The organism is Aeromonas sp. 603079 (genome assembly GCF_049172135.1).
GTDB classification, from domain to species: domain Bacteria; phylum Pseudomonadota; class Gammaproteobacteria; order Enterobacterales; family Aeromonadaceae; genus Aeromonas; species Aeromonas veronii.
Genome location: NZ_JAAKPX010000007.1, coordinates 17,615 through 30,651 on the forward strand (window position 1 = coordinate 17,615; position 13,037 = coordinate 30,651).

The window sequence follows — 13,037 nt, forward strand, 5'->3', positions numbered from 1 at the left end:
TGTTTTTATACGTTCGATACCCTACTTTCATTAACCTGTGGCGACAAATATGAAACTGAAACGTTCCCTGCTCGCGTGTGCAGTACTGGCTGGCCTGGTTGGTATATCCGGTTGTCAAAATGACTCGGATACCGCTGTCGATAACAATAAAGAGACGAACGTCTCCCGTTACGTCAATCCGTTCATCGGCACAGGTAATTTGGGCAACACCTATCCTGGTGCCACTACCCCGCATGGCATGGTGCAACTGTCGCCCAATAATGGGGCCAATGGCTGGGAATATATCTCCGGCTATTACTACCACGACAACCGCCTCGCCGGGTTTTCCCACACTCACCTCTCGGGGGCCGGAGCTGGAGATCTCAACGATATTCTGGTGATGCCGATCAACTCACGCTCCAATTTCATGCTGAACGAGGGGTCGGCCTCACTGAATCTGGAGGCCTCCCGCTACAGCCACAAGGATGAAGAGGCAACGGCGGGCTACTACAAGGTCAATCTGAAGGATTACGGGATCAAGGCCGAGCTGACCGCCTCGGATCGGGTGGGGGTTCATCGCTACACCTTCCCGCAAGATAAAAAATCGGAAATCGTGGTCAACCTCGGCTTCAAGGTCAACTGGGACTACACCTCCGACTCCTATCTGAAATGGGACAAAACCCACAACCGGATCGAGGGCCATCGCTTCTCTGACGGCTGGGCCCCCAGCCAGAAAGAGTTCTTCGTGATGGAGTTCGACCAGCCCATCAAAAACATCCGCTTCGCCTACTTTGACAAAGACCAAAACCGCTATCTGGACCTGCCGGAAGGCACCACCGAGATCGGCAACGAGACCCGTGGCAAATATCAGTACGCGCGTGCCTATGTGGAATTTGATACCGCAGCGGCGGGCTTGACTGTCGAGGCCAAGGTAGCCCTCTCCAACGTCGAGATCGGCCGGGATGGCAACGCTGGCGCCTCACTCAACATGACCGAAGTGGCCAATATGTCGTTTGACGATGTCCGTCAGGCTGCGACCCAAAAATGGGAAAAGGAGCTGGGCAAAATCCGGGTCAGTGGGGATGAGGAGTACAAACAGACCTTCTATACCGCGCTCTACCACACCTATCTGGGCCAGACCATTCACTCTGATCTGGACGGACGCTACCGCCAGGTCCATCAGGGGCGCAACGCCTATCCGGATGGCAACACGCCGTGGGGCGAGCAGATCGACACCCTCAAGGAGTCGGTGCGTACCGCCGATGCCAACCGGGATGGCAAAGCGGACTTTACCCGTTACGACACCTTCTCCCTGTGGGACACCTACCGCGCAGTACAACCCCTCTCGTCACTGCTGGAGCCGGATCGCCTCGCCGATGTGGTGCTCTCCATGCTCTCCTACGCCGAGGAGGAGTGGATGGACGATCTGGGCAACCTGCGCAAGGGCAGATTGCCGGAGTGGACCTTCAAGGGTAACGAGACCGGCATGATGATGGGGATGCACTCCACCCCGGTGATCCACGACGTGCTCTCCAAAGGCTCGCTGGACAGACGGATGATCGCGCTGGGCTTCAGCGATGCGGAACGTCAGGAGATCAAGGAGCGACTGGTGACCGCCATGATCACCGACGCCCGCGCAGCCACCAGCCAGGGAGTCGCCTGGATCAAGGAGTACGAGCAGCAAGGCTATGTGCCTGCCCAGTTGCATGACACACCGCCGGGCAATGACTGGGAATCTCACTCCCCCTTCAAGGATGCCTGGACCTCCTCCTACTCGCTGGAGTACTCCATGAATGACTGGGCGATCGCCCAATCGATCAAGGCAGTATTTGGCGAAAGTGACCCCCGCTATCAGGAGTTTGCCGATAGATCCAAGAACTGGCAGGCGCAGTTTGACTTTGGCGGCAAGCAGTACAAAGGGTGGTTCAAGGCCCGTGACTACGATGGCAACTTCATCGATGCCGGCTGGGTAGACCCGAAAACCGGCCGGGCAGTGGGCAAGGATTGGCGCCCCGACATGTTCAACTGGTCATTCGCCGAGTCCAACGGCTGGCAATACGCCTTCAGCGTTCAACATGACATTCATGGCCTGGTCGATCTGATGACCCGGTTCGACCAGACCCGGAATCCTCAGGCCAAACGGGGCGAACTGTTTGCCAAACGGCTGGACGAGTATTGGAGTACCTATCCGGATCGCAACGCTGGCGACAACCAGTTCCCGGTATTCAACACCGGCAACGTGGGACAGCATGTGCAGGGCAACGAGCCCGATATCCATGTGCCCTACCTCTACAACTACGTAGGACAGCCCTGGAAGGGACAGGCCGCCATCGTGGCAGCCACCAACGTCTGCTACAAGAACACCCCTGACGGCATCTGTGGCAACGATGACTTTGGCACCCTCTCTGCCTGGTTCGTGTTCCGGGCGCTGGGCTTCTTCCCGGTCAATGCCTCCTCCGGCATCTACGAGATTGGCACCCCCATGTTCGAAACCGCCTCGCTCGATGTGGGTGCGGGCAAACAGTTCACCGTCACGGCCCAGAATGTCAGCCGCGACAACATCTACATCCAGTCCGCTCGCCTCAATGGCAGCGAGTTCAATCGCAGCTACCTCACCCATGAGGAAATCCTCAGTGGCGGCAAGCTTGAATTCGTGATGGGCGATAGCCCCAACCAGAATTGGGGCAGCCAGCCGGAAGATCTGCCGCCCGCGCAAGGTATCGGCACCTTCCTGCACGAAGGCGACCTGCCTGCCGGTTCCCGTTAATCACCTGTTCGGGGGAGGACTTCCTCCCCCATCACCACTCAAAAATGGAATGACCATGTTCAAGTGCAATCTTCTTTCTCTTGCGGTGATTGCCGCACTGACCGGTGGCATCGCCGGTTGCAACAGTGAGAGCGAGTCTACCGCTATCGAGAAACCGGTAACTCCGGTTGTCGATCTGTCGGTACTGAAATACGTTGACCCCATGATAGGCACCGCCGCATCAGGCCACACTTTCCCCGGTGCCACCCGCCCTGCCGGCATGGTGCAGCTCTCGCCGGATACCTTTATTGGCTCCAACACCGATCACGAGAGCGGACTCAACCCCTGGCACTCAGCCTCCGGCTACTGGGACTCTTCCAATTACCTCACGGGCGAGATCGTCGCAACCGATGTTCCGCTCTACGGCTTCTCCCATACCCATCTCTCCGGCACCGGCGCCACCGATCTGGGCGACATTCTGGTACTGCCCTACGCCGAGATGGCCGACGCCCAGATAAACGCCTTTGACAAAACCAATGAGCACGCCAGCGCCGGTTATTACAAAACCAGACTGAACAAGGGGGAGATTGAGGTTGAACTGACCACCACCAAACGAGTCGGTTTGCACCGTTACACCTTCGCCAAAGGAGCGGATCGGAATGTGAAATTCGATCTGGGTCATACCCTGCTGAACAACAACGGCCAATCGCTGAAAAACAAAATCGAAGTGGTGGATGAGTACACCCTGCGTGGCCGCAAAACCTCCACTGGCTGGTTCCAGGGACAGAACCATCAGGGCCAGAACATCTTCTTCTACGCCAAATTCAACCAACCTGTGGCCAGGGCCATGCTGGGCGAGCAGGACAAGATGCCCACCCGGGAGATGCGCCCCAACAGCGTCTATCAAGGGGATGACCTGACCGCCTACCTCAATTTTGGCCAGGGTGACCAACCGCTCGAGATCCGGGTCGGTATCTCGGCGGTGAGCTGGCAAGGAGCACAGAAGAATCTGGAGGCGGAAGCCCCCACCTTTGATTTTGCCAAGGTGAAGTCAGACGCAGAATACGCGTGGGCCGAAAAGCTGGCAACACTCAAAACCGAAGGGGGGACGGAGACCGAGAAGACCAATTTCTACACCGCTCTCTACCACATGATGATCGCCCCTATCGAGCTCTACGATGTGGATGGCAAGTATCTTGATATGCAAGGCACCCTGCGCACCCTGCAACCTGGCGATACCCCCAACTACTCCATCTACTCGACCTGGGATACCTTCCGCGCCGTTCACCCCATGTGGACCATCATGGACCCGCCACAGGCGACTCTCTACGCCAAGGATCTGATCCGCAAATCCAACGTGGAGTTCGGCCTGCTGCCCAAATGGGAAGGCCACGGCTCGGAAACCGGCACCATGATTGGCTACCCCTCGGCGGCCATCCTTGCCGATGCGGTGACCAAGGGGCTGATCGATGCGCAAGAGGCACTGGAAGCCTCGGTCAAATCGGCCCACTACCGGCCTGCCGATTACCCGCAGATCCATGACGACATCCTGAGCTCGCTGATGGCCGGTCAGCTCAGCTATCACGAGAAAGAGCAGTGCGTCCGTTATCCCAACTGGAACTCGGTCTCCTACTCGCTGGAGTTCTCTTTCTACGACTGGACCATCGCCGAGATGGCGAAAGCCGCGGGCGACATGACTACCTATCAGGAGTTCAAGGCACGATCCTACAACTCGCTCAAACATTGGGATCCCCAGGCTGGCAATGCCGATGGCAAAGGCTTCTTCGTACCGACCGAGCTGAAAAACGGTGACCCGTGCGCCCTGAAATACGCGGCGGCCGATTTCGATCCCTACAAGTCGGATGCCTTCTACTACACCGAGGGCAATGCCTGGCAGTGGCAGTGGTCCTTCATGCAGGATCTCGACAAGCTGACCGAGATCATGGGTGGCCAGCAGGGACTGAACGACAAGCTCGACAACCTGTTCAACGCCGACCCCAACGGGGGCGAAGCACATCAGGACATGACCGGTTACATCGGGCAGTACATTCATGGCAACGAGCCCTCACACCACGTCATCTATCTCTACAATCGCACCGCCCAGCCCTGGAAAGCGCAGGAGTACCTCGACCGGGTCTATAAGGAGTTCTACAAAACCACCCCGGATGGCCTGATCGGCAATGAAGACGTCGGCCAGATGTCGGCCTGGTACATCATGAGTGCCATGGGCTTCTATCAAATCTCCCCGGGCGACCCGACCTACACCATCGGTCGTCCCATCTTTGACAAGGTCACCATCAACCTGCCCGACGGTCAGTTCAACGTGGTAGCGCAGAACAACAGCCCGGACAACCTCTATGTCAAAGAGGTCACCATCAATGGCAAGCCACTCAACCAGTACAACACCTTCGCCCACAGCGAGATCCGTCCCGGTGGTGAGCTGCGTTTTGTGATGACCAACCAGCAACCGACCCCGTAACTCTACAAGCGGCAAGCCACCCGGCTTGCCGCTTTTTCATCTCCGGAATTTGAGGAACAACAATGTTCAAACCCCACAAGCTGGCCATCATGGTGACAGCCCTGCTTGGCCTCTATGGCTGCAACACAAATGATGAGACTACTGACAATGGCCGCCCCGATAATGCCCTGCAGGTGCTGCAATATGTCGATCCGCTGATCGGCACCGATGGGCTGGGCAATGTCAATCCGGCCCCGGTCATGCCGGAAGGGATGATCCAGCCGGGCCCGGACAACTGGAATCCGGCCAACTGGAATGGCAAGGGATCCCCTTCCGACTATCACCACCATCTGGCCAAGCTTTCCGGCTTCAGCAGCACCCATATCTCGGGGGCAGGCAAGGGGGATCTCAATGATTTCGCCTTCTTGCCCTTCATCGGCAGCAATACCGACCCGGTCACCATCAACAAGACGAGCGAACAGTCGGAAGTAGGCTATTACAAAGCGGATCTGGTGGAGACCGGCATCAAGGCCGAACTCACTGCCACCCAGCGGGTCGCCTTCCACCGTTACAGCTATCCGGCGGGTGAAGATCGCAAAGTCCAGCTTGATCTGCAGCACGAGCTGCTGGAGCAGTACGGTAACCACTCCCGCAATATTTACTTCAAGCGGGTGAGCGACAACGCCATTGCCGGAGCCAGAACCAGCAACGAGTGGGGGCAGTGGCAGACGGTCTTTTTCTACGCCGAGTTTTCCGAACCGTTTGTGGATCAGATCCTCTATGTCGATGGCAAATTGAGCAACGACACCGAGGTGGGGTTGGCCGATTACATCGGGTATGGCGAAACCAGACCCCGGGTACGGGATGTGGTGACCCAGCTCAACTTTGCCAAAGGGGAACGGCCCATCACCATGAAGATGGCCATCTCGGGCACCGGCATTGAGGGGGCCATGGCCAACCTGCGCGCCGATGAACATGGCTACCGCTTCGATCAGGTGGTGCAGGAGAACAAGCAGGCATGGGCGAAACTGCTCAATAAGTTCACCCTGGAGGGTGGCAGCGATGCCGACAAGACGATGTTTTATACCTCGCTCTATCGCACCTACATCGCCCCCTTCGTCTATCAGGATGTGGATGGTCAATATCGCGGAATGGATGGCAAGGTGCATCAGGCCAAGCCGGGCTTTACCAACTATTCGGTCTACTCCATGTGGGACACCTTCCGCGCCGCCCACCCATTGAAGACCATCATCGAAAAAGAGCGATCCATCGACTATGTGCACGATCTGCTCAACAAATATAAAACCGGCGGCATCATGCCCAAATGGGAGCTGCACTCCGACTATACCGGCGAGATGGTCGGCTACCCGGCGGTCTCCATCATCGCCGACGTCATCGTCAAATACCCGGATGCATTCACACAGGAAGAGATAAAGCTGGCGCTGCAGGCGGCCAATGTCTCCGCCAACTTTGACCTCGCGCTGACCAAAAGCTGGGTGCCCTATCAGGATCCCTGGAACGGCGACAAGCGCTTCACCGTGATGACCCGTCACGGCCAGTATGCCGAGCAGCACGGCTATGTCCCCGCCAACGTCAAACTCAAGCCGGAAGAGGGCGGCATGGCGCAGGACAAGTACGATGAACTGGTCAACGAGTCCGTCTCGTACGGTGTCGAGAATGCCTACTATGACTGGTGCATCGCCCAGCTGGCCCGACTGGCTGGCGACAAATCCGCCGAGAACCGCTATCTGGCCCGGGCGACTACCTGGCGCGCCTATTTTGACTACAACCCGGCGCAATATGGCAAATATGGCGCGACCGGCTTTATGCGCCCCAAAAATTACGATGGCAGCTGGGTCAACAATTACCCCTCCTGCGCCATCGATAAAAACGGCAATCCCGTTACACCACCACAAAACTGTGACACCAACGACAGCAGCCGTTATGACATCTTCTGGCCCTATCGGGCCGAGCACAGGGGGCAGGACTTTACCGAAGGCAACACCTGGCAGTGGAGCTGGTTTGTTCCCCACGATATCGAGGGGCTCAAAGAGGTGATGGGGGGCGAGGAGGGATTCCGGAAGAATCTGGATGCCCTCTTCACCGCCAACTCCAACGCTGATACCTCGCAAGGGGATATGACCGGCTATATCGGGCAGTTCGTGATGGGGAACGAACCGGATCACCATGTTCCCTACCTCTATAACTGGACCAAGGAGCCGTGGAAAACCCAGGAGTATGTGGATCAGGCGGTGCGCAACTTCTTCCACCCGACCACCACAGGGCTGATTGGCAATGAGGATGTGGGGCAAATGTCCGCCTGGTACATCATGAGTGCGCTGGGCTTCTATCAGGTCACGCCGGGGCTCCCGGTCTACACCATAGGTCAGCCACTGTTTGACAAGGTGATCATGGATATCGATGGCGGAAAATTCACCGTGATCGCCGAAAACAATGGCACCCAAAATATCTATGTGGAATCGGTCACCATCAATGGCAAACCATTGGGGGAAAACCTGACGTTCAATCACAGCGATATTCGTGCCGGTGGTGAACTGAAATTTATCATGACGGCGCAAAAACCGATCCGCTCAGATAATAAATAACCATCATGCACTATCAATATATGTTCAGGCCCAAAGCTTCCTTTGTGCCTCTTTTTTGTTCACTAACAAAAATGTTCAAAAATATACCGCACGCAATTACATGATACCCGGATCACAAACAGCGCGCCTTGCCACAAAAGTCTAGTGAATGACACTTTTTTACTCTGTCGATGAAACAGATGGCATGGGAATAATAGTGCTCGCCGGGATCAATGCCATCGAGCACCAATATTGCTCAGGGATCGCTCCGGTCTCATAAAAATAGATCATGACTGCTCACCCTCTACCCGATGGAGCCGCTCAATATGTTCAAGAAAAATATTCTAGCCATTGCCCTGACCAGCACAGTAGCCATGTTATCCGGCTGCGATTCAGATAACAGCAGCGACAATAACGACGATCAAAAGCCAACGCCAACCAATGTGTTGCAATATGTGAACCCATTCGTTGGCACTGGCTTTAACGGTCACACCTTTCCCGGCCCTGTGGTACCGGAGGGCATGGTGCAACTCTCGCCGGATACCGAGTTGATCGGCTGGCACTCCTCCTCCGGCTATCACTTTGACAAAGATACCCTGTTCGGATTTTCCCACACCCACCTCTCAGGCACCGGCATGGGGGGGCTGGGGGATATTCTGTTCCTGCCCTTTACCGAAGATAAATCCAAATACATCGAGCAAAGCGATGATTACCGCAAAGCCATCTCGGTCAAAATGGACAAAAAATCCGAGCAGGCCGAGCCTGGCTACTATGCGGTGCGCATCGCCGAGAATGGCATCAAGGCCGAGCTGACCGCCTCCGAGCGGGTGGGCTTTCACCGCTACACCTATCCGCAGGGGCAACCCCAACGGCTGAAGATCGATTTGAACTCGATCCTCAACAGCGACTGGGGATCGAGTTCGCTGCGCAACAAACTCACCGTCAGCGAAGATGGCTACACCATCACCGGCGAGCGAGATGCGACTCACTTCTCCGGCTGGGCGAAAAACCAGAAGATCTTCTTCCATGCGACCTTCGACAAGAAGATCAAAGGGGTCTACATCCTCGCTGGTGGTGTGCCGGTAGAGGGCTTGAGCGCCGAGCACAAGGCCAAATCCAAAGCGGATGTCACCGCTTACGTCGAATTTGAAGAGGGCGGCTCAGCCCAACTGAACGCCAAAGTTGCCCTATCGGCGGTCGATGCCACCGGCGCATGGAACAACTACCAGGCCGAAGGGGATGTTTCGTTTGACGAGGCCCGCGCCAACGCCCGCGAGAAGTGGGCCAACGCCCTCAATTTCACCATCGAGGGGGGCAGCAAGGAGCAAAACGAGATCTTCTACACCGCCCTCTACCACACCAAGATCGCCCCCATCGTCCATCAGGATGTGGATGGCAACTACCGCGGCATGGGCAAAGGGGCGCAGGCCAAGGGGGAAGGCAGCTACTCCATCCACTATGGCCAGGCAAGCGAAGATCAGCCCAACTTCTCGGTCTACTCACTGTGGGACACCCAGCGAGCGCTGCACCCGCTTAAAACCATCACCGAACCCACCCGCGCCGTGCAGTATGCCAAGAACCTGCTCCAGAAGTATCTGGAGAGCGGCCTGCTGCCCAAGTGGGAGCATCTGGGGGATGAGACAGGCACCATGGTGGGCTATCCGGCGGTGGTGGTGATTGCCGACGCCATCACCAAATACCCCGATGCCTTCACTGCGCAGGAGAAAAATCTGGCGCTCACGGCCGCCATCGACTCCTCCACCTATACCAACTACCCCATGCTGGCGACCGAGTGGGACAAGGCGGTGCTGGACAAGACCCTGACCAACCACATCGATTACATCGAAAAGAACGGCTTTGCCCCGGCAGTGCAGCGGATCGACGGTCAGCCCGTCTTCGCTGACTACACCCTCGAGTCGGTCTCCTACGGTCTGGAGAACGCCTTCTATGACTGGGCCATCGCCCGGATCGCCAAGGCGGCCGGCAACCCGGCGGCCGAAGCGCGCTATCTGGCCCGTTCTAACGGCTATCAGCGCTACTTCGACCACAATGCGGCCGAATACGCCCAGTACGGGGTGACCGGTTTCATGCGTCCGGTGATGATCGATGGCGCCTTCATGACGCCGTTTGATCCCTATGGCACCGAACATGAGACCGGCAACTATACAGAGGGCAACGCCTGGCAGTGGACCTGGTTTGTGCCCCATGACATCAAGGGTCTGAAAACCGCGATGGGCGGAGAAGAGGCCTTCAAGCAGAATCTGGACGCCACCTTTGCCGCCGAGAGTCAGGGGTCGGAGACCGCTGACATGACCGGGATGATGGGTCAGGTGGCCTTCGGCAATGAACCCTCCCACCATATTCCCTACCTCTACAACTGGACATCGGAGCCCTGGAAAACTCAGGAGACGGTCGACTACATCCTCGACACCATGTACTCGAACACCCCGGCAGGCATCATAGGCAACGAGGATGTGGGCTCCATGTCTGCCTGGTATGTGATGTCAGCACTTGGCTTCTATCAGGTGAATGCGGCAGACCCCGTTTACACTATTGGCCGCCCGCTATTTGCCAAAGCGACCATCCCGGTCAAGGGGGGAACCTTCACCATCATCGCCGATAACAACAGCGCCAAGAACCGCTATGTCCAGTCGGTCACCATCAATGGCAAACCGCTCAAGGATGGTCTCTTCTTCGAGCACAAGGAGTTTATACCGGGGGGCAACCTCCACTTCGTGATGGGCGATACCCCGCCACAAAAGTAACGATCGATAGCATTGAGGTGACATTCAGCACGCAATCCGAAAATGTCACTTTGTGATACCCGACGGCCCACGCCAGATGGATTGATAAAATCCAATCAGCGCTGGGCCATTTTATTTTCCAGTGGGAAGCCCAGGTTCAGCCATTAAGCCGTTTTTCTCAAACATGCCTTAAATCGGGCAATAAACCGCAAAAAATGGCTGTAAATCCCATTACAAGGGTTTTTCTGTCATATCTTGACCGCTGTCACATCCTGCCATTAATTAAACAAAAACCACTATTGAGTTAAAGATCAACACTTTGCGAGCTGGATCACACCAGCAAAACCATGCAACAAAAATCCAGTTATTGCTACATTCATCGCCTGTCCAACCCTACCCTTGAGGGCAATAATGAGCCCAATTCGCAACGCATGACTTAGCCCTTACAGGGAAGGAGAGTGAGATGTTACCCACCATGACCAACGGCAGACTCATCTGCCTGGAGTTGAAGGCCACCAGCAAGGAGGCTCTGTTCGACGAGATGGCACAGATGCTGGCGCGCGATGGCGCCGTGTCTGATCAACAGCAATTCGTCAAGGATATCTGGGCCCGCGAGCAGCTGGACTGCACCGGCTTCGAGCAGGGTGTCGCCCTGCCCCATGCCAAGAGCAAGGCGGTCAGTCGTCCGGCCATTGCCATCGGTGTCAGCCGTCAGGGTATCGAGTACGGCGCCGAAGATGGCAAGCCAACTCAACTGATCTTCATGATCGCCTCCCCGGATGGCGGCGCCAACCACCACATCGAAGTGCTGGCCGAGCTCTCCACCCGTCTGCTGGAACCGGGCTTTATCGAGCAGATGAAAGCCGCCACCACCGTCGAGCAAGCGCTGACCCTGCTCAAGCAAGGCCCGAAAGTGCAAAAACCGGCCCCAGCCGCCAAACCGGCTGCCACTGCACCGGCTGAACCCGAAGAGCGCACCTTCAAGGATCGCCTCAATACCATGAAGCAGCACCTGCTGTTTGGTACTTCCCACATGATCCCTTTCATCGTGGCGGGCGGTGTGCTGCTGTCACTGTCGGTGATGATGAGCGGCAAGGGCGCCGTGCCGGAAGCGGGCTTCCTCAAAGACATGGCAACCATGGGGATCGCCGGTCTGACCCTGTTTACCGCCGTGCTGGGTGGCTATATCGCCTACTCGCTGGCTGACAAGCCGGGCCTGGCCCCGGGCATGATCGGCTCCTGGATTGCCGTTCAGCACTATCAAACCGGTTTCCTCGGCGCCATTCTGGTGGGCTTTATCGCCGGTTTCGTGGTCAATCAGCTCAAACGGATCAAGCTGCCTGACTCCATGACCTCCCTCGGTTCCATCTTCATCTATCCGCTGATCGGTACCTTTCTGGTGTGCGGCATCGTGATGTGGGGGATCGGTGCCCCGATCGCCGCCATGATGGAAGGGATGAACCACTGGCTCTCCAGCATGGCGGGCTCAGGTAAAGTGATGCTGGGTGCCATTCTGGGTGGTATGACCGCCTTCGATATGGGCGGCCCGGTCAACAAGGTTGCTACCCTGTTTGCCCAGACTCAGGTCAACACCCAGCCCTGGCTGATGGGCGGCGTCGGCATCGCCATCTGTGTGCCGCCGCTCGGTATGGCACTGGCTACCCTGATGTCTCCGAAGCGTTACAAGAAAGAGGAGCGTGAATCCGGCAAAGCGGCCGCCATCATGGGCATGATCGGTATCAGTGAAGGTGCCATCCCGTTTGCCGCTGCTGACCCCATGCGCGTTATCCCGGCCATCGTCGCAGGCGGCATCGTCGGCAACATCACCGGCTTTATGATGCACAGTATCAACCACGCCCCCTGGGGTGGCTGGATTGTCCTGCCGGTTGTTGAAGGCAAGATGGGCTACATCCTGGGTACCATCCTCGGCGCTCTGACCACCGCCATCATCGTCAACCTGCTGAAGAAGCCAGTGAGCGAAGAAGATGACGTCACTACCACCCAAACCAGCTTCGAAGTCATTGAAGCGGAAGGGGAAGCAGACGTTCTGGCCATCACTGCCTGCCCGTCTGGCGTGGCCCACACCTTCCTCGCCGCCAAGAGCCTGCAGAAGGCCGCTGCCAAGCAGGGGATCAAGATCAAGGTCGAGACCCAGGGCGCCAACGGCATCATCAACCGCATCACCGCCAAGGATGTCGCAAACGCCCGCTGCGTCATCTTCGCCCACGACGTGGCGATCAAGAACCGCGAGCGCTTCACCAATATCGAGGTCATCGATGTGAAAACCAAAGAGGCGATTCACAATCCGGAAGCACTGCTGGCCCGCACGCTGGGCAACAAGGCAAACGCCGCCTGATAACCGTCAGACTCCACCTATAACAAGGGGCCCATCACTGGCCCCTTTTCGTTACCTGCTAAGCAACCGCATATCATCCCACCGACCAAGCCACTGATTTAAAACATATTAACCAGTCACATCACGGTTCTTGGCGAGCCGTCACAGAACGGTGACGTGTAAAAAAACA

At 56.9% G+C, this 13,037-nt stretch carries 5 protein-coding genes; all 5 read left to right on the plus strand.

The window, feature by feature from the left end:
- Positions 1-49 precede the first annotated feature (49 nt).
- The 5 genes from G5287_RS06460 to G5287_RS06480 all read left to right on the plus strand — a co-directional run bounded on the left by G5287_RS06460 (position 50) and on the right by G5287_RS06480 (position 12,868).
- Positions 50-2,746 (plus strand): GH92 family glycosyl hydrolase, encoded by a 2,697-nt coding sequence (locus tag G5287_RS06460; protein ID WP_227342364.1) that lies wholly within the window; start codon positions 50-52, stop codon positions 2,744-2,746.
- A gap of 55 nt (positions 2,747-2,801) precedes the next feature.
- The gene (locus G5287_RS06465; protein ID WP_216953255.1) at positions 2,802-5,204 is read left to right on the plus strand and encodes a GH92 family glycosyl hydrolase; all 2,403 of its coding nucleotides are present in this window, start codon (positions 2,802-2,804) and stop codon (positions 5,202-5,204) included.
- Between the two features lie 62 nt (positions 5,205-5,266).
- Positions 5,267-7,789 (plus strand): GH92 family glycosyl hydrolase, encoded by a 2,523-nt coding sequence (locus G5287_RS06470; protein ID WP_421231050.1) that lies wholly within the window; start codon positions 5,267-5,269, stop codon positions 7,787-7,789.
- Between the two features lie 305 nt (positions 7,790-8,094).
- Positions 8,095-10,533: a GH92 family glycosyl hydrolase gene (locus G5287_RS06475; RefSeq protein WP_337072789.1), complete on the plus strand. Its 2,439-nt coding sequence runs from the start codon at positions 8,095-8,097 to the stop codon at positions 10,531-10,533.
- Between the two features lie 442 nt (positions 10,534-10,975).
- Positions 10,976-12,868 (plus strand): PTS fructose transporter subunit EIIC, encoded by a 1,893-nt coding sequence (locus G5287_RS06480; protein ID WP_227342359.1) that lies wholly within the window; start codon positions 10,976-10,978, stop codon positions 12,866-12,868.
- The last annotated feature ends 169 nt before the right edge of the window (positions 12,869-13,037 follow it).

Coding starts and splice junctions, on each gene's coding strand:
- G5287_RS06460 (WP_227342364.1), top strand. CDS start 50: ATGAAACTGAAACGTTCCCTGCTCGCGTGTGCAGTACTGGCTGGCCTG.
- G5287_RS06465 (WP_216953255.1), top strand. CDS start 2,802: ATGTTCAAGTGCAATCTTCTTTCTCTTGCGGTGATTGCCGCACTGACC.
- G5287_RS06470 (WP_421231050.1), top strand. CDS start 5,267: ATGTTCAAACCCCACAAGCTGGCCATCATGGTGACAGCCCTGCTTGGC.
- G5287_RS06475 (WP_337072789.1), top strand. CDS start 8,095: ATGTTCAAGAAAAATATTCTAGCCATTGCCCTGACCAGCACAGTAGCC.
- G5287_RS06480 (WP_227342359.1), top strand. CDS start 10,976: ATGTTACCCACCATGACCAACGGCAGACTCATCTGCCTGGAGTTGAAG.